18 protein-coding genes are annotated in these 17,008 nt (G+C 56.6%); 5 read left to right on the top strand and 13 right to left on the bottom strand.

Going from position 1 to position 17,008, the window contains the following annotated elements:
- Positions 1-14: 14 nt before the first annotated feature.
- Positions 15-2,309 (top strand): formate C-acetyltransferase, encoded by a 2,295-nt coding sequence (gene pflB / locus ACMGGU_RS18450; RefSeq protein WP_420300832.1) that lies wholly within the window; start codon positions 15-17, stop codon positions 2,307-2,309.
- Positions 2,310-2,458: 149 nt separating this feature from the next.
- Positions 2,459-2,869: a Spy/CpxP family protein refolding chaperone gene (locus tag ACMGGU_RS18445; RefSeq protein ID WP_045371418.1), complete on the top strand. Its 411-nt coding sequence runs from the start codon at positions 2,459-2,461 to the stop codon at positions 2,867-2,869.
- Between the two features lie 83 nt (positions 2,870-2,952).
- Here ACMGGU_RS18445 and ACMGGU_RS18440 read toward each other — a convergent pair whose 3' ends face one another.
- Positions 2,953-3,654, bottom strand: a complete 702-nt coding sequence (locus tag ACMGGU_RS18440) for a pirin family protein (protein ID WP_262796614.1) — start codon at positions 3,652-3,654, stop codon at positions 2,953-2,955.
- Between the two features lie 104 nt (positions 3,655-3,758).
- Here ACMGGU_RS18440 and yhaJ point away from each other — a divergent pair, with 104 nt between their 5' ends.
- Positions 3,759-4,661: a DNA-binding transcriptional regulator YhaJ gene (gene yhaJ / locus ACMGGU_RS18435; protein WP_008503135.1), complete on the top strand. Its 903-nt coding sequence runs from the start codon at positions 3,759-3,761 to the stop codon at positions 4,659-4,661.
- A 40-nt stretch (positions 4,662-4,701) separates the two neighbouring features.
- On the opposite strand, the gene ACMGGU_RS18430 is transcribed toward yhaJ, so the two are convergent.
- From ACMGGU_RS18430 to ACMGGU_RS18380, 11 genes are all read right to left on the bottom strand, one after another.
- On the bottom strand, positions 4,702-5,067 hold the full coding sequence (locus tag ACMGGU_RS18430) for a DUF805 domain-containing protein (protein ID WP_023615581.1): 366 nt from the start codon (positions 5,065-5,067) through the stop codon (positions 4,702-4,704).
- A 106-nt stretch (positions 5,068-5,173) separates the two neighbouring features.
- Entirely contained in the window at positions 5,174-6,160 is a 987-nt protein-coding gene (locus tag ACMGGU_RS18425) for a glutathione S-transferase family protein (protein ID WP_420300831.1), read from the bottom strand.
- Positions 6,161-6,231: 71 nt separating this feature from the next.
- A complete protein-coding gene (locus ACMGGU_RS18420; RefSeq protein ID WP_014885331.1) occupies positions 6,232-6,624 on the bottom strand; it encodes a DoxX family protein in 393 nt (130 codons plus the stop codon).
- Positions 6,625-6,876: 252 nt separating this feature from the next.
- A complete protein-coding gene (locus ACMGGU_RS18415) occupies positions 6,877-7,173 on the bottom strand; it encodes a YqjK-like family protein (protein ID WP_008503139.1) in 297 nt (98 codons plus the stop codon).
- The gene (locus ACMGGU_RS18410) at positions 7,170-7,568 is read right to left on the bottom strand and encodes a phage holin family protein (protein ID WP_014885329.1); all 399 of its coding nucleotides are present in this window, start codon (positions 7,566-7,568) and stop codon (positions 7,170-7,172) included. The genes ACMGGU_RS18415 and ACMGGU_RS18410 overlap by 4 nt, the downstream gene beginning before the upstream one ends.
- Before the next feature lies 1 nt (position 7,569).
- Positions 7,570-7,875 (bottom strand): DUF883 family protein, encoded by a 306-nt coding sequence (locus tag ACMGGU_RS18405; protein ID WP_008503141.1) that lies wholly within the window; start codon positions 7,873-7,875, stop codon positions 7,570-7,572.
- A 29-nt stretch (positions 7,876-7,904) separates the two neighbouring features.
- The gene (locus tag ACMGGU_RS18400; RefSeq protein ID WP_008503142.1) at positions 7,905-8,273 is read right to left on the bottom strand and encodes a DUF1090 domain-containing protein; all 369 of its coding nucleotides are present in this window, start codon (positions 8,271-8,273) and stop codon (positions 7,905-7,907) included.
- A 143-nt stretch (positions 8,274-8,416) separates the two neighbouring features.
- Positions 8,417-8,800 carry an EnvZ/OmpR regulon moderator MzrA gene (gene mzrA / locus ACMGGU_RS18395; protein ID WP_045910066.1) on the bottom strand — a complete coding sequence of 128 codons (384 nt, stop codon included), beginning with the start codon at positions 8,798-8,800 and terminating at the stop codon, positions 8,417-8,419.
- Between the two features lie 2 nt (positions 8,801-8,802).
- Entirely contained in the window at positions 8,803-9,465 is a 663-nt protein-coding gene (gene yqjA, locus ACMGGU_RS18390; RefSeq protein WP_023309289.1) for a DedA family general envelope maintenance protein YqjA, read from the bottom strand.
- Between the two features lie 344 nt (positions 9,466-9,809).
- A complete protein-coding gene (exuR, locus tag ACMGGU_RS18385; protein ID WP_023615584.1) occupies positions 9,810-10,586 on the bottom strand; it encodes a transcriptional regulator ExuR in 777 nt (258 codons plus the stop codon).
- Positions 10,587-10,769: 183 nt separating this feature from the next.
- Positions 10,770-12,068 carry an MFS transporter gene (locus ACMGGU_RS18380; protein WP_045910065.1) on the bottom strand — a complete coding sequence of 433 codons (1,299 nt, stop codon included), beginning with the start codon at positions 12,066-12,068 and terminating at the stop codon, positions 10,770-10,772.
- 476 nt (positions 12,069-12,544) lie between these two features.
- On the opposite strand from ACMGGU_RS18380, the gene uxaC reads away from it, so the two are divergent.
- Both uxaC and ACMGGU_RS18370 read left to right on the top strand, forming a co-directional pair.
- The gene (gene uxaC, locus ACMGGU_RS18375; RefSeq protein WP_334761303.1) at positions 12,545-13,957 is read left to right on the top strand and encodes a glucuronate isomerase; all 1,413 of its coding nucleotides are present in this window, start codon (positions 12,545-12,547) and stop codon (positions 13,955-13,957) included.
- Between the two features lie 17 nt (positions 13,958-13,974).
- Entirely contained in the window at positions 13,975-15,462 is a 1,488-nt protein-coding gene (locus ACMGGU_RS18370; protein ID WP_420300830.1) for a UxaA family hydrolase, read from the top strand.
- Positions 15,463-15,548: 86 nt separating this feature from the next.
- Here ACMGGU_RS18370 and sstT read toward each other — a convergent pair whose 3' ends face one another.
- Positions 15,549-16,790, bottom strand: coding sequence for a serine/threonine transporter SstT (gene sstT, locus ACMGGU_RS18365; RefSeq protein ID WP_048028904.1), 1,242 nt, complete (start codon positions 16,788-16,790; stop codon positions 15,549-15,551).
- Positions 16,791-17,008 lie beyond the last annotated feature (218 nt).

The raw sequence follows: 17,008 nt of genomic DNA, 5'->3' as shown, positions 1-17,008 counted from the left end.
AAAGCGAGAAACACATGAACGTAACAATCGATACGGGCGTCGCCCCCTACAGCGACGCATGGGCCGGGTTTCGCGGTGAAGAATGGAAAAACGCCGTCAACGTGCGCGATTTTATTCAGCATAACTACACCCCTTACGACGGCGATGAAGCTTTCCTCGCGCAGGCGACGCCAGCAACGACGGCGCTGTGGCAGAAGGTGATGGTCGGCATTCGTCAGGAGAATGCCACCCACGCCCCGGTGGATTTTGACACCAACATTGCCACCACCATTACGGCCCACGGGCCGGGCTACATCGATCAGGATCTGGAGACTATCGTCGGCCTGCAAACCGACAAGCCGCTCAAGCGCGCCCTGCATCCGTACGGCGGGATCAACATGATCCGCAGCTCGTTTGAGGCCTACGGGCGGGAGATGGATCCGCAGTTTGAATATCTCTTTACCGAGCTGCGCAAAACCCACAACCAGGGGGTGTTTGACGTCTATTCGCCGGAGATGATGCGCTGCCGTAAATCCGGCGTGCTAACCGGTTTGCCGGACGGCTACGGGCGCGGGCGCATCATCGGCGATTACCGCCGCGTGGCGCTGTACGGCATCCGCTATCTGGTACGCGAGCGTGAACTTCAGTTCGCCGATCTGCAGGGCAGGCTGGAGCGCGGCGAAGATCTGGAGGCGACGATCCGCCTGCGCGAAGAGCTTGCAGAGCACAAGCGCGCGCTGCTGCAGATCCAGCAGATGGCGGCGAACTATGGCTTTGATATCTCACGCCCGGCGATGAACGCCCAGGAAGCGGTGCAGTGGCTCTATTTTGCCTACCTGGCGGCGGTGAAATCCCAGAACGGCGGAGCCATGTCGCTGGGGCGCACGGCCTCGTTCCTCGATATCTACATCGAACGCGACATGCAGTCGGGACGCCTGAATGAGGTGCAGGCGCAGGAGCTGATCGACCACTTCATCATGAAGATCCGCATGGTGCGCTTCCTGCGCACGCCGGAATTCGACACGCTCTTCTCCGGCGATCCGATCTGGGCCACGGAAGTGATCGGCGGCATGGGGCTGGACGGCCGCACGCTGGTGACCAAAAACAGCTTCCGCTATCTGCACACGTTGCACACCATGGGACCCGCGCCGGAGCCGAACCTGACGATCCTCTGGTCAGAACAGCTGCCGATCGCGTTCAAGAAATACGCCGCGCAGGTGTCGATTGTCACTTCGTCGCTGCAGTATGAAAACGACGACCTGATGCGTGCCGACTTCAACAGCGACGACTACGCGATTGCCTGCTGCGTCAGCCCGATGGTGATCGGTAAGCAGATGCAGTTCTTTGGCGCGCGCGCTAACCTCGCCAAAACGCTGCTGTACGCGATCAACGGTGGGGTGGACGAGAAGCTGAAGATCCAGGTCGGCCCGAAAACCGAGCCGCTGCTGGACGACGTGCTGGATTACGACACCGTGATGGCGAGCCTCGATCACTTTATGGACTGGCTGGCGGTGCAGTACATCAGCGCGCTGAATCTCATTCACTACATGCATGATAAGTACAGCTACGAAGCCTCGTTAATGGCGCTTCACGATCGGGATGTCTACCGTACCATGGCCTGCGGCATTGCCGGGTTGTCGGTAGCGGCGGACTCCCTGTCCGCCATTAAATACGCCACGGTGAAGCCGGTGCGCGACCATACCGGTCTGGCGGTCGATTTCGTAATAGAAGGGGACTATCCGCAGTACGGCAACAACGACGATCGCGTGGACAGCATCGCCTGCGATCTGGTGGAGCGCTTTATGAAGAAAATTCAGGCGCTGCCAACCTACCGCAACGCGGTACCGACCCAGTCGATCCTGACCATCACCTCCAACGTGGTTTACGGGCAGAAAACCGGGAACACGCCTGACGGACGCCGCGGCGGCACGCCGTTTGCCCCAGGCGCGAACCCAATGCACGGCCGCGACAGAAAAGGGGCGGTGGCCTCGTTAACGTCGGTCGCCAAGCTGCCGTTCACCTATGCTAAAGACGGGATCTCTTACACCTTCTCCATCGTGCCGCAGGCGCTGGGTAAGGACGAGCTGGTGCGCAAAACCAACCTGGTAGGGCTGCTGGACGGGTACTTCCATCACGAAGCGTCTATTGAGGGCGGGCAGCACCTGAACGTTAACGTGATGAACCGGGAGATGCTCCTCGATGCCATTGCGCATCCCGAGAACTACCCGAACCTGACCATCCGCGTCTCGGGCTATGCGGTGCGGTTTAATGCCCTGACGCGCGAGCAGCAGCAGGATGTGATTTCGCGAACGTTTACCCAATCTATCTAAATGTGAGTTCTCATGCCCCCTCAACGCAGGGGGCATTTTTTTGCCCGCTAAACATACAAAATTGTTTATATAATTACTCACACATATTCATCCGCTCTTGAAAAACAATGCTCCTGCTTTTTCCTATAACAGAATGTAAGGACAGTAAGATGATGAAAATGACCCGTATTGCGTTGGCAGCCGCCGCGCTGGCCGTGTGCAGTTTTACGGCGCAGGCCGCTAACGTTGAGGCTGCTCCGTCTCCATCGCAGGACCCGCTGGTTCAGCACCTGAAGCTCAGCAATGAGCAGGTTAAGAAGATTGAAGATCTGCATAAGCAGCTGGAACAAAATGTCAGCAAGATCCCAATGACGGGCGTGAAGGACGGTGCGCTGATCGACATGTTCCAGGCGGGTAAATGGGACGAAAGCACGGTGAAAAGCCAGCTTAGTGCATTCAGCAAAATTGAAGAGCAGACCCGCTATTACCGCGTGAAATATTACTTCGACGTCAGCCAGGTGTTAACGCCGGAACAGCGCAAACAGATTAGAACGGATATGGCTAACGCGCTGGCTGAGTGATTTCGTCGTCGTGTACGGCGCCGGATGATTCTGCCGTGGCTCGATCGGTTCCCTCTCCTATTGGGAGAGGGTTAGGACATTCTCTAAACCGGCAAATCAATCAGCAGCGCGCGCAGTGGCGTATCCGCCACCAGGGTGATATTCGCTTCATCACGAATAAACGCCCCGTCGCCGCAGGTGAGGGCTTCTTTCTCTTCCGTGTGCGTCACCGCATGCACCGTACCGTGAATGGACTGCAGATAGGCGCGCGGACCATGAAGCTGGAAGCTTGCCTGTTCATCTTTTTTCAGCTCGATATGATGCAGCCACACCTGCTGACGCAGCTGCAGGCTCCCTTTGCTGCCATCCGGCGATGCAATCAACTGCTGCTTATCGCCCGTTAAATCTAACTTCTGTACCAGCGGATTTTCACGCTCAGGGCAGGCGTCGAGCCACAGCTGCATGCGCGTCAGCGTTTTGTCTTTGCTGAGGTTATGCTCGCTGTAGCTGATGCCCGGCTGCGTGGAAATTAACAACGCTTCGCCAGCCTTTGCCTGGACATGATTGCCCTCGCTATCGCGGTATTCTGCCTCGCCTTCCAGGATCAGGTTCAGGATATCGACTTTCGGGTACGTACGCGGCTGGAAGGAGGCACCCGGGGCGAGCACTTCCTGGTTCAACACGCGCAGTGAAGCGTAACCGAGGAGTTTAGGGTCAAAGTAGTGTCCAAAGGAAAAGGTGTAGCGGGCCTGCAGCCAACCGAAATCGGCTTGTCCGCACTGTTTAGCTGTTCTTGTCGTAATCATAAACTTGACCTCTCTTTACACTAAAACAATGGTAAAGGTATGGACGCTTCATTGTTAGCCAGATATTCTGCCTGGTATGTTCAAATTTCCTGAATGAGAACGAGATGGCTAAAGAGAGAGCATTGACGCTTGAGGCGCTTCGCGTCATGGACGCGATTGACCGGCGCGGCAGTTTTGCGGCGGCGGCCGATGAACTGGGGCGCGTTCCGTCTGCGCTGAGCTACACCATGCAGAAGCTGGAAGAAGAGCTGGACGTGGTGCTTTTTGACCGCTCCGGTCATCGAACAAAATTCACCAACGTGGGCCGAATGCTGCTGGAGCGCGGCCGCGTGCTGCTGGAAGCGGCGGATAAGCTGACGACAGACGCCGAAGCGCTCGCGCGCGGCTGGGAAACGCATCTGACGTTAGTTACCGAAGCGCTGGTCCCGACCGAAGCGCTGTTCCCGCTGGTGGATCGCCTGGCGGCGAAGGCCAATACGCAGTTGTCCATCATCACCGAGGTGCTGGCAGGGGCGTGGGAACGTCTGGAGACGGGCAGGGCAGATATCGTTATTGCGCCGGACATGCACTTCCGCTCATCGTCAGAAATCAACTCGCGCAAGCTCTACAGCGTCATGAACGTCTACGTTGCCGCCCCCAACCACCCGATTCACCAGGAGCCGGAGCCGCTCTCTGAAGTCACACGCGTGAAGTATCGCGGCGTGGCGGTCGCGGATACCGCGCGCGAGCGTCCGGTGCTGACGGTGCAGCTGCTGGATAAACAGCCTCGTCTGACGGTGACCTCACTGGAAGACAAACGGCAGGCGCTGCTGGCCGGTCTGGGCGTGGCGACGATGCCGTACCCGTTTGTGGAAAAAGATATTGCGGAAGGGCGACTGCGGGTCGTGAGTCCGGAGTACACCAGCGAAGTGGATATCATTATGGCATGGCGTCGCGACAGCATGGGCGAAGCCAAATCGTGGTGCCTGCGTGAAATTCCAAAGCTGTTTGCGCACCACAACAAATAAGCATGTAGGCCCGGTAAGCGAAGCGCCACCGGGCTTTTTTTTATGCGCCGATCTTAGGATCCGGACCAAAGCGGTTTTCGCCCGGCGTCCCACTCTGACAGTTGAAGATCAAAATCACGATCCAGCCCACGATCGGAATCAGCAGCAGCAGTAACCACCACGCCGAACGATCGGTATCGTGCAGCCGACGGAACAGTACCGCCCATGATGGCAGCAGGACTAACAGGCCATAGATGGTGGTCAGTACGCCTTCACCGCCAGCCCGCTCCCAGCCGAGAATTTTATCCACGATGCCCAGCACCATAATCAGGACGAAGTTCACCAGAACGAACATCCAGTACTCTTTGCGGCGGGCGCGGCCACCAAATCCAATGTAGTTGCGCAGTACTTTTAAATACCAGTCCATTTTCCTTGCCTCATTAGTCAGTCAATCACTTGTTTTCTAAGCGATCGAGGTAAGGATAGATGGAGATTGTGAATTAAAAAAGGGCATCTGGTGATGCCCTTACTATTTATCCAAAACGGACGTCGCGCCCGTGCGGTTCATCCAGGTCCTGCCAAGGGCCGATGGAGATAATACCCGTTGGGTTGATGGTCTTGTGGCTGCGGAAATAGTGGGTGCGAATATGGTCGAAGTCGACCGTCTCCGCGATACCCGGCATCTGGTAGATGTCGCGCAGGAAACCATACAGGTTCAGGTAGTCGCTGATGCGGCGTTTATCGCACTTAAAGTGGGTGACATAGACCGGATCAAAGCGAACCAGCGTGGTCCACAGGCGAATGTCCGCCTCCGTCAGGCGATCGCCCGTCAGGTAGCGATGCTGGCCCAGAATCTGTTCCAGGCGTTCCAGTGATTCAAACACCTTCCCGACCGCTTCGTCATACGCTTCCTGGCTGGTGGCAAAACCGGCCTTATAGACACCGTTGTTGACGTTGTCGTAAATCCAGCTGTTCAGCTCATCAATCTTATCGCGCAGTTCAACCGGGTAGTAATCCCCGGCACGGGCGCCGTGGGCATCAAATGCGGTATTGAACATGCGGATGATTTCCGCAGACTCATTGCTGACAATCGTCTGGTTTTTCTTGTCCCACAGCACCGGCACGGTCACGCGACCGGTGTAATGCGGATCGGCGCGCAGATAGAGCTGGTACAGGAAATCGTGGTGATAGAGTTCGTCGCCGGTTGCCGCAGGGAAATCACTGTCAAACGTCCAGCCGTTTTCCAGCATCAGCGGGTTAACGACGGAAACCGGAATGAAGGATTCGAGACCTTTCAGCTTGCGCAAGATCAGCGTGCGGTGGGCCCACGGGCAGGCGAGGGAAACATAAAGATGATAACGATCTTTCTCAGCCGCGAAGCCGCCTTCGCCGCTTGGGCCCGGCGCACCGTCGGCGGTCAGCCAGTTACGGAAGGCCGAAACAGAGCGCTTAAAGCGACCTCCGGTGGATTTGGTGTCATACCAGACATCCTGCCAGACGCCGTCTACGAGTTGTCCCATTTTTTCTCCTCCGTCAGATAGCAAAAGCGAGGAGATGTCTCCTCGCTTTGTGTTTATTCAGTATAGCGTGCTTACCATTTCTTATTCAGAAGACGGTCGATGCTGTATGCGCCCGGGCCAGTAACGGCCAGCAGCAGGAAGCCACCCGCGATGGTCAGGTTTTTCATGAACATCAGAGAGTTCACGCCTTCCGCAAAGTTGCTGTGGAAGATGAACGCTGTCAGCACGGTGAAGCCTGCAGTAAACAGCGCGGTGGTGCGGGTCAGGAAGCCGAACAGGACTGCAAGGCCGCCGCCGAACTCAAGAAGAATGGTCAGTGGCAACAGGAACCCCGGAACGCCCATGGCTTCCATATATTGCTGGGTGCCTGCATAACCGGTGATTTTTCCCCAACCTGCCACGATGAACAGAATTGGCATCAGAATACGCGCTACCAGTACACCAACATCTTCTAATTTTTTCATTTTACTCTCCAGGAAACCACATCAGCGGCTGAACGTTATTTGTCTGCAATTCCGGGTAGATACCGCGTCGTTGCTGTCGATGGAGAGCATCATAAACGTGACGGTGGGCGATTGTTAGCAAGGAAAACTGTCAATCTTCTTCAAAGATATTGAGTAAGGGAGGGGAGAGGATTTTGCCGGGAGGCGCTGCGCTTACCCGGCCTACGCGTGCAAGTAGGCCGGGTAAGGCGTAGCCGCCACCCGGCGAGAAGGCTACCGCAACTGCTGCTGACGAATCGTGGCTTTCACCAGACGCCAGGCGCTCCAGGCACCAAATCCACGGCGCGCCCAGCGGATCAGCATATTTGGATGACGAACCGTCCAGATAGCCATCACGCTGCTGCCGACCAGCGCCCATGAACGCAGGCTCAGGAAGGTGTTCCAGCCTCGGTCAAACCGTCGCGTCGCGTCAATCCAGTCGCGGCGGCTCGCCGACAGATCCAGCCGTTGCTGCTGGATCTGGCTTAGCAGGTACGCTTTTCGCTTTTGACGTTCGGCTTTACCGCTCACGGCTTGTCATCCTCCAGCAGGGCGCGATCGTTAGCCAGCTCCTGACGCGTATGGCGCAGGAACGTGGATTTACGAGCTTTACGCAGCGTCCAGATACCGCCAATCAACGCGGCGACCAGTAGAACGACGGTGGTGGCAATCATCGCGTTAAGACGATACTGCGGGTCAATGGCCCAGATGATTAACACCATCAGGCTCATCAGACCAAACGCGGCGAAGAGCATGGTGAGTCCGAGCATCAGCAGCATCTGGAAGAGGTTGGCTTTCTCCTCTTCCAGCTCGACCACTGCCAGCCGGACGCGCGTTTCGGCAATCCCGACCAGCGTCGTTAAAATACGCTGGCCGATGCCGAGGACGTTGTTAGCAGGCCCTTGTGCGTGACGAGGATCTTCCATATCAACGACGCGTCAGCAGGACACCCAGTACCACACCGACTGCGGCACCAATCCCTACGCCTGTCCATGGATTATCACGCACGTATTCGTCCGCACGCGCGGCCGCTTCGCGGGTCTGTTTTGCCAGTGCATCACCGGTTTCACCCAGGCGATAGCGGCTCTCTTTCAGCGCCTGCTCCGCCTTGCTGCGTAGCTTGCTGACCTCTTCTTTTGACTTGTCAGCAGAGGAGTTCAGCACCTCTTCAAGGGTATCGGCCAGGGATTTCAGTTCAGCGCGCAGATGTTCAGACGTCGTATCTTTTGACATGATTCTCTCCTGTTGAGATTTCCGTTAACTCAATAATCGCGAGCTTCCAGCGCTTTCAGGTCGTCCTGCGCTTCTTTCAATTTCTTCTCGCGCTTAGCAATTTTTTCCGCATCCCCTTTCTCTTTCGCTTCCTGCAGGTCGCGACGGCGCTCGGCTATCTCGTCCTTCTGTTCAGCGATTTTCTTCTGGTGGTCGGCACGAAGCTTGCTGTCTGAACAGTTCGCTTTCACTTCGCTCAGCGCTTTTTTGAGACCATCAACACGGTGCTGATTGTTATGCTTTTCGGCATAACCGATCTCACGCTGTATATCCTGTTCTTTCTCCTGACAGAGAGAATTGGCGAAGGATGCTGTGCTTAAAGAAAAAAGGGCCAGAGCCAGAGTCATGCGGAATTTCATTATCGAAACCTTCCATTGTGTTGCGGCGTAAGCCGCTATCCAAAGTTATGCGGAGTACAGTCGAGGGGTGCTCCGCGTACTTAAGCATAGTAAGTAAACGGGGGATTCACCAAAGTGAGTGAAAAGATTCGGAATCCTGGTAATTATCCAAATCGATGCGACGTATCGCGAATCAGCGACAGCCAGGCTGCTGGCTGGCTGTCATCTTCCTGCTGAGCAATGATATACCCCTGCGGCAGCGTACGGTCGAGAACCACTTTTGCGGCGGCACTTTGCGCACGGGAATCAAACTTGATCAGTAAAACATCGTCCTGCGGGGTGATGCTCTTAAAACGTATCCCGTTCGCGTCCAGATGATGCCAGACAGAAAAACCGTCAGGCACGCTGGCACCCTGGTTGACCGGGCGAATGGCCAGCGTGGATTCCTGGTGCGAAAGCGCGCTCCATACCAGCAGCATGGCGCTGAGCACCACCAACGTCATCACGGCACAGGCAAAACGGCGCAGGGCGAGCGGTGAGATAGCCATCGTTAGCCTCTGGCTCCGTATTTCTTTTTCCACAGCACGACCAGAGAGCCGATCAGGCCGAAGACCAGCAGCACAACGGGCAGCAGCATCAGGCAGGACATCAGCTGGTCTTCATATTTCATAAAGACCGGCGTTTTACCCAGGGCATAGCCGAGCGTTGTCAGAATAAGCACCCATAACAGACCGCTCATCCAGTTAAAGAACTGGAAGCGCGCGCTACTCAGCCCCGACAGACCGGCAATGGTCGGCAACAGGGTACGTACAAACGCGATAAAGCGGCCAATCAGCAGGGCGGAAAGCCCGTGCTTATGGAAAAGGTGGTGCGCCCGCTGATGATAATGTGCAGGCAGGTGCGAGAGCCAGTTCTGGACGATCCGGGTATTGCCCAGCCATCTTCCCTGGATGTAACTCACCCAGCAGCCGAGGCTGGCCGCGACGGTCAGTAATAAAATGGTGTGCGGAAACGCCATCGCCCCTTTGGCACACAGCACGCCGACGAGCACCAGCAAACTGTCACCGGGCAGGAAGGCTGCAGGCAGCAAACCGTTCTCAAGGAACAGGATCATAAACAAGACGAAATAGAGCATGCCAATCATGGAAGGGTTGGCCAGCGTTTCAAAGTCCTGCGCCCAGAGGGCATGCAGTAGTTGGGTCAAAAGTTCCATTCAGTGTTCCTGGAAATCGGTTAACGTCACGCCTGTTATCCGGGGCAAACAGCACGGCGACATTGTTGTGATTTCATTATGGTCGCTCGCGGACACATTGCGGTGTGGCCAACACGGTTCCCTGTTAATTGGCTGGTTAGCAAGCACTAACTTACAAAATAACGAAGTGAATCCAATTGTAACAAAGCCCAACGTTCTGCGTCACAGAATTTGCAGGCGTGAGTTGATTTTGGCGTAAGCCCAGGAAGTGAGCGAGGGGATTTACAAAGGCTGACACTATATATGTTTTGCTTACCCATTGAAGCCAGAAGGCGCAGCGAGGCGCCTGCCAGCGGGAAGGTCATCTATTTTGCGGCACTGGGGGCCGTATCGAGATGAACAACGGGATTATCGGCGAAAAGATAGCGGTCAGCGTTAAATTCGAAGTCGTCACTGGTTTCATTGAACAGCATCTGCTTGGTGTTCTCCAGGTGCTGCCACATCGCCAGCTTAGCGGCATGCGGATCTTTACGAATCAGCGCCTTAAGGATTTGGTCGTGATCGTCACACCAGTTGTCGACGGTTCGGGAATCGATATGGTCGTGCAGTTTTTTCCAGTACGGGTTGTGAACGCGCTGAGTCCACATTTTCTCAACGATTGCCGCCAGCGCCGTATTCTGGGTTGCCAGGGCGACCTGGACGTGGAACTGCAGATCCCACTCTGAATCGCGGAAACATTTTTCCTTCCGGGCATTCTCCTGGATTTCCATCAGCTTCATGATGTCCTGCTTGGTCACCTGCGTCGCCGCAAATTCGGCAATGTTGCTTTCAATCAGCTGGCGAGCCTGGAGCAGCTCAAACGGACCATAGCTGGCAAATTCCAGACTTTCGTCCGCGACGGGCGAGTGTTTCGGCAGATTGGAAATGACGTGAATGCCGGAGCCTTTGCGTACCTCAACGTAGCCTTCCACTTCCAGCATGATGATCGCTTCGCGCACCACGGTGCGGCTGACGCTTTTTTCATCCGCGATGAAGCGCTCGGCGGGCAGTTTATCACCGACAAGATAGACCCCTTGCTCGATGCGATCTTTCAGCTCCGCAGCAAGTTGTTGATATAAACGACGTGGTTCGGTGATTTCCATATGCGCTCCAGGCAGGGTACGGCAGATGATTTGTTATACCACTTTTGCGTGCCACTCTCCAGATTTGCCATTAAAAAAGCCGCTACTGAGCGGCCTTTAAATGCCCGGCGGCGCTTCGCTTGCACGGGCCTACGGGTTTTGTAGGCCGGGTAAGCGTAGCGCCACCCGGCGGAAAAATGGTTGCTAACTCTGCGTCGCCGGTTTCCCGAGCGACTCTTTCGCCAGCTCCTCTGCCGATTTGCTCTTCAGCACCGTCCAGATCACCACCGCGCCCAGCAGGTCGAAGATAGCCAGCACGGCGAACAGCGGGCTGAAGCCGATGGTATCTGCCAGCGCGCCGACGACCAGCGCAAACATCGTACTCGCGGTCCAGGCGGCCATCCCGGTCAGGCCGTTGGCGGTGGCCACTTCGTTACGACCAAAGACGTCAGACGAGAGCGTAATCAGCGCGCCGGACAGGGACTGGTGCGCAAAGCCACCGATGCACAGCAGGGCAATCGCGACGTACGGGCTGGTGAACAGGCCGATCATGCCCGGGCCAATCATCAGCAGGGCGCCCATGGTGACTACCATCTTACGGGAAACAATCAGGTTCACCCCAAACCAGCGCTGGAACAGCGGTGGCAGGTAGCCGCCCACGATACAGCCCAGGTCAGCGAACAGCATGGGCATCCAGGCGAACATCGCGATCTCTTTCAGGTTAAAGCCGTAGACTTTAAACATGAACAGCGGGATCCACGCGTTAAAGGTCCCCCAGGCCGGTTCTGCCAGGAAGCGCGGCAGGGCGATACCCCAGAACTGCCGGGTGCCCAGGATCTGCCAGACGGTCATTTTCTTGCCGTTGTTGGTCTGATGCTGTGCTTCCTGACCACCAATGATGTACTCGCGTTCTTCTTCGGAGAGTTTTTTCTGATCGCGCGGGTGCTTATAGAAAACCAGCCACGCGATTGCCCAGGCGAAGCTCAGCACGCCGGAGATGATGAAGGCCATCTGCCAGCTGTGCATCACGATAGCCCACACCACCAGCGGTGGCGCAATCATTGCCCCGATGGACGAGCCCACGTTGAAGTAGCCAACAGCGATAGAGCGCTCTTTTGCCGGGAACCACTCGGAGCTGGCTTTCAGGCCCGCCGGGATCATCGCAGCTTCTGCCGCACCGACCGCACCGCGCGCCAGCGCCAGGCCGCCCCAGCTTCCCGCCAGCGCGGTGGCTCCGCAGAACACCGCCCAGGCGATGGCGAAGAAGGCATAACCGATTTTGGTACCGAGGATATCCAGCACATAGCCTGCAACTGGCTGCATGATGGTATACGCCGCGGAATAGGCGGCAATAATGTAGGAGTATTGCTGTGTGGAGATATGCAGCTCTTCCATTAACGTCGGCGCTGCGGCTGCCACGGTGTTACGTGTCAGGTAGCCCAGCACGGTGCCTAACGTCACCAGTGCGATCATATACCAACGTAACCCTTTAATTTTACGCATCTAAAACCTCATCGTTATGTTATGTCCGCGCCAGAGCACGGCAACTTCTCAACCGTTTCCGGGAGCAGTTGTGTAACGGGAGGGGCGTAGCCGGAAGCATGTCCCGGAACGGCCCGAACCTTGCCATAAGTAAGCGTGCATAAGTCGGTATCCGTACCGTTAAACCCGATGCCTCTCACACCGGTAATGCATTCCGTCGGCTTAGCGTTTGCGACGGCGAAAAGATAACTTGTCATACAACTTTAAAAGGTGAGTGACATCACAAATGTATGATTCTTTGTAGGGACATTAATCGCTGCGCGCAAAGCCAGTAATGGCGCGGTCTGTAGAAGGGTTTACGCCTTAGAGGGTAATTTATTTGTTAGCGTTTATTGATCTCACTCACGAAAAAAGCTTCGGTGGCTGGAAATTGGTGTGATAACTTTGCAGCATATGAACATACGCTTTCTGACGCTCCCGTAATGAGGAAGACGATAATGACGCCGTTTATGACCGACGATTTTCTGTTAGATACCGAATTTGCTCGCCGCCTGTACCACGACTACGCAAAAGACCAGCCAATTTTCGACTACCACTGCCATCTGCCGCCGCAGCAGGTTGCCGAAAATTATCGTTTCAAAAACCTGTATGATATCTGGCTGAAGGGTGACCACTACAAATGGCGCGCCATGCGCACCAACGGCGTGGCGGAACGCCTGTGTACCGGTGACGCTACCGACCGCGAGAAGTTTGATGCCTGGGCGGCGACCGTCCCGCACACCATCGGTAACCCGCTCTACCACTGGACGCACCTTGAGCTGCGTCGCCCGTTTGGCATCACCGGCAAACTGCTCTCCCCAACGACCGCTGATGAAATCTGGGAGCGGTGCAATGCGCTGCTGGCGCAGGATAACTTCTCCGCGCGCGGCATCATGAAGCAGATGAACGTGAAGATGGTGGGCACCACCGACGATCCAATCGACTCCCTGGAGCATCATGCCGTTGTCGCCAAAGACACTTCTTTTGATATCAAAGTGCTGCCAAGCTGGCGCCCGGACAAAGCCTTCAACATTGAGCAGGCCACGTTTAACGACTACATGGCGAAGCTGGCGGAAGTGTCCGATACCGACATCCGTCGTTTCACCGATCTGCAAACCGCGCTGACCAAACGTCTGGATCACTTCGCGGCGCATGGCTGTAAAGTCTCTGACCACGCGCTGGACGTCGTGCTGTTCGCGGAATCAAACGAGGCCGAGCTGGACAGCATTCTGGCGCGTCGCCTGTCCGGTGAATCGCTTAGCGAGCACGAAGTGGCGCAGTTCAAAACGGCGGTACTGGTGTTCCTCGGCGCGGAATACGCGCGTCGCGGCTGGGTACAGCAGTACCACATCGGTGCGCTGCGCAATAACAATCAGCGCCAGTTCAAACTGATTGGTGCGGACGTGGGCTTTGACTCCATCAACGACCGTCCGCTGGCGGAAGAGCTGTCAAAACTGCTGAGCAAACAGAATGAGCAAAACCTGCTGCCGAAAACCATTCTCTACTGCCTGAACCCGCGCGATAACGAAGTGCTGGGCACCATGGTGGGCAACTTCCAGGGCGAAGGGATGCCGGGCAAGATGCAGTTCGGTTCCGGCTGGTGGTTCAACGATCAGAAAGACGGCATGGAGCGTCAGATGACGCAGCTGGCGCAGCTTGGTCTGTTGAGCCGCTTTGTCGGCATGCTGACCGACAGCCGCAGCTTCCTGTCCTATACCCGTCATGAATATTTCCGCCGCATTCTGTGCCAGATGATTGGCCGCTGGGTGCACGCAGGCGAAGCGCCGGCGGATATCCAGCTGCTGGGCGACATGGTGAGAAACATCTGCTTTAACAATGCGCGTGACTACTTCGGCATTGAACTGAACTAAGGCCGTTTGAGGTTGATATGCAATACATCAAAATCCATTCGCTGGATAACGTGGCCGTCGCGCTGACGGATCTCGCTGAAGGCGACGTGGTGACCGTTGATAACCAGAGCGTCACCCTGCGTCAGGCGATTGCACGCGGACACAAGTTTGCCGTGAAGCCTCTCGCGAAAGGGGACAACGTCATTAAGTACGGTCTTCCGATTGGGCATGCGCTGGCGGATATCGTGCCGGGTGAACATCTTCATTCCCATAATACCCGCACCAATCTGAGCGATCTGGACGAGTACAGCTATCAACCTGATTTACCTGGGGAACACGAGCAGGCGGCGGATCGTGACGTGCAGATCTACCGCCGCGCCAGCGGCGACGTGGGGATCCGCAACGAGCTGTGGATCCTCCCGACCGTCGGCTGCGTGAACGGGATTGCGCGTCAGATCCAGACGCGCTTCCTGAAAGAGACCCACGATGCCGAAGGTACCGACGGCGTGCATCTGTTCAGCCACACCTACGGCTGCTCCCAGTTGGGGGATGACCACATTAACACCCGCACCATGCTGCAAAACATGGTGCGTCACCCGAACGCGGGCGCGGTGCTGGTGATTGGCCTGGGCTGCGAGAACAACCAGGTTGATGCCTTCCGTGACACGCTGGGCGAGTTTGACCCTGAACGCGTGCATTTTATGGTGTGTCAGCACCAGGATGACGAAGTGGAGGTGGGCGTTGAGCAGCTTCACCAGTTGTATAACGTGATGCGCCATGACAAGCGCGAGCCGGGCAAACTGAGCGAGCTGAAGTTTGGGCTGGAGTGCGGCGGGTCTGACGGCCTGTCCGGTATCACCGCCAACCCGATGCTGGGTCGCTTCTCGGACTATGTGATCGCTAACGGCGGCACGACGGTGTTGACCGAGGTGCCGGAGATGTTCGGCGCGGAACGTATTCTGATGAGCCACTGCCGCGACGAGGAGACGTTTGAAAAAACCGTCACCATGGTGAACGACTTCAAACAGTACTTCATTGCCCACAATCAGCCCATTTATGAGAACCCGTCTCCGGGTAATAAAGCGGGTGGGATCACCACGCTGGAAGAGAAATCTCTCGGCTGCACCCAGAAAGCGGGTGCGAGCCAGGTGGTTGACGTTCTGCGTTACGGCGAGCGCCTGAAAACGCACGGTCTGAACCTGCTGAGCGCGCCGGGTAACGATGCTGTCGCCACCAGCGCGCTGGCGGGAGCTGGCTGCCATATGGTGCTGTTCAGCACCGGTCGCGGCACGCCGTACGGCGGTTTTGTGCCGACGGTGAAAATCGCCACCAACAGCGAGCTGGCGGCGAAGAAAAAGCACTGGATCGACTTCGATGCCGGGCAGCTTATCCACGGCAAGGCGATGCCGCAGCTGCTGACGGAATTCGTGGACGCGATTGTGGAATTTGCCAACGGCAGGCAGACCTGCAACGAGAAGAACGATTTCCGCGAGCTGGCGATCTTTAAGAGTGGTGTGACGCTTTAAGTACTTTGTCGGGTGGCGCTAGCGCTTACCCGATCTACTAAACCCTGTAGGCCCGGTAAGGCGTAGCCGCCACCGGGCTTTTCTTTTTAACTGCGCAGGGCGTTCTTCGCTAAACGCGCGTCTTCCGCCTGGCACACGGCGGCGGTAAACATCACGTCGGTGGAGGAGTTGATCGCGGTTTCGCAGGAATCCTGCAGCACGCCGATGATAAAGCCTACCGCAACCACCTGCATGGCGATCTCGTTCGGGATGCCGAACATATTACATGCCAGCGGGATCAGCAGCAGGGAACCGCCCGCCACGCCGGATGCGCCGCAGGCACACAGCGAGGCTACCACGCTCAGCAGCAGCGCGGTTGGCAGATCCACCGGAATACCCAGCGTATGCACCGCGGCCAGCGTCAGCACCGTGATGGTGATGGCCGCTCCCGCCATATTGACGGTCGCACCCAGCGGAATGGATACGGAGTAGGTATCGCGGTCCAGATTCAGCTTCTCACACAGGGACATGTTGACCGGAATGTTTGCCGCCGAGCTGCGGGTGAAGAAGGCGGTCACGCCGCTTTCGCGCAGGCACATCAGCACCAGGGGGTACGGGTTACGACGTGTCTGCAGAAACACCAGCAGCGGATTAATCACCAGTGCCACGACAGCCATACAGCCAATCAGCACCAGCAGCAGCTGCGCATAGCCCCAGAGTGCGCCGAAACCGGTGGTTGCCAGCGTGGATGCCACGAGGCCAAAAATACCAATCGGCGCAAAGCGGATGACCACCGTCACGATAAAGGTTACGGCGTGAGAAAGATCGTTAACCAGGTTTTTGGTCGTGTCGTTGCTGTGGCGCAGAGCGAAGCCCAGACCGACGGCCCATACCAGAATCCCGATGTAGTTCGCGTTAATCAGCGCATGGATCGGGTTGGCGACAATGCTCATCAGCAGGCCGTGCATCACCTCAACAATACCCGCGGGCGGCGTAATGTCGGTCGCGCCGGTGGTCAGTTGCAGCGTGGACGGGAAGATAAAGCTCACGACAACCGCCGTCAGCGCAGCCGAGAACGTCCCCAGCAGATACATCCACAGAATCGGGCGAATATTGGTTTTCTGCCCCTGCTGGTGGTTGGCGATTGAGGCCATCACCAGCGTCAAAACCAGAACCGGCGCGACCGCTTTTAGTGCGCCGACGAACAGTGTGCCGAGCAGGCCAGTGGCCTCGGCGGCAGGTTTTGAGATCAGTGCCAGCGCGACGCCTAGCACCAGTCCAACCAGTATTTGCTTAACAAGGCTGCCGCGCGACAGGCGCGCAAGCAGGCCCGATGAGGTTGTCGTCATGAGTGTTCCTTAAGTGAAATTGCGTTCCATCCCGGATGTGCTCTTAGTCACATTTATGTCCGGATGTAAGTAAATGTTTGCCTGGTCGAGTATAGGGAAAGCGTCTGCGGAGGGAAGCGTAAAATGCTGGATTTTACGTGTTGCGTCATGTTTTTTAACTATTGATTAACGAAAATGCCGGGTGGCGCTGCGCTTACCCGGCCCACGAGGTGTCGTTG

This window comes from Enterobacter sp. BNK-8, assembly GCF_048685095.1.
Lineage (GTDB): Bacteria > Pseudomonadota > Gammaproteobacteria > Enterobacterales > Enterobacteriaceae > Enterobacter > Enterobacter quasiroggenkampii.
This window is presented reverse-complemented; position numbering and strand designations above follow the sequence as displayed.

Bases quoted from the DNA above. Each gene is read 5' to 3' on its own strand.
- pflB (WP_420300832.1), top strand. From the start codon at position 15: ATGAACGTAACAATCGATACGGGCGTCGCCCCCTACAGCGACGCATGG.
- ACMGGU_RS18445 (WP_045371418.1), top strand. From the start codon at position 2,459: ATGATGAAAATGACCCGTATTGCGTTGGCAGCCGCCGCGCTGGCCGTG.
- ACMGGU_RS18440 (WP_262796614.1), bottom strand. From the start codon at position 3,654: ATGATTACGACAAGAACAGCTAAACAGTGCGGACAAGCCGATTTCGGT.
- yhaJ (WP_008503135.1), top strand. From the start codon at position 3,759: ATGGCTAAAGAGAGAGCATTGACGCTTGAGGCGCTTCGCGTCATGGAC.
- ACMGGU_RS18430 (WP_023615581.1), bottom strand. From the start codon at position 5,067: ATGGACTGGTATTTAAAAGTACTGCGCAACTACATTGGATTTGGTGGC.
- ACMGGU_RS18425 (WP_420300831.1), bottom strand. From the start codon at position 6,160: ATGGGACAACTCGTAGACGGCGTCTGGCAGGATGTCTGGTATGACACC.
- ACMGGU_RS18420 (WP_014885331.1), bottom strand. From the start codon at position 6,624: ATGAAAAAATTAGAAGATGTTGGTGTACTGGTAGCGCGTATTCTGATG.
- ACMGGU_RS18410 (WP_014885329.1), bottom strand. From the start codon at position 7,568: ATGGAAGATCCTCGTCACGCACAAGGGCCTGCTAACAACGTCCTCGGC.
- ACMGGU_RS18405 (WP_008503141.1), bottom strand. From the start codon at position 7,875: ATGTCAAAAGATACGACGTCTGAACATCTGCGCGCTGAACTGAAATCC.
- ACMGGU_RS18400 (WP_008503142.1), bottom strand. From the start codon at position 8,273: ATGAAATTCCGCATGACTCTGGCTCTGGCCCTTTTTTCTTTAAGCACA.
- mzrA (WP_045910066.1), bottom strand. From the start codon at position 8,800: ATGGCTATCTCACCGCTCGCCCTGCGCCGTTTTGCCTGTGCCGTGATG.
- yqjA (WP_023309289.1), bottom strand. From the start codon at position 9,465: ATGGAACTTTTGACCCAACTACTGCATGCCCTCTGGGCGCAGGACTTT.
- exuR (WP_023615584.1), bottom strand. From the start codon at position 10,586: ATGGAAATCACCGAACCACGTCGTTTATATCAACAACTTGCTGCGGAG.
- ACMGGU_RS18380 (WP_045910065.1), bottom strand. From the start codon at position 12,068: ATGCGTAAAATTAAAGGGTTACGTTGGTATATGATCGCACTGGTGACG.
- uxaC (WP_334761303.1), top strand. From the start codon at position 12,545: ATGACGCCGTTTATGACCGACGATTTTCTGTTAGATACCGAATTTGCT.
- ACMGGU_RS18370 (WP_420300830.1), top strand. From the start codon at position 13,975: ATGCAATACATCAAAATCCATTCGCTGGATAACGTGGCCGTCGCGCTG.
- sstT (WP_048028904.1), bottom strand. From the start codon at position 16,790: ATGACGACAACCTCATCGGGCCTGCTTGCGCGCCTGTCGCGCGGCAGC.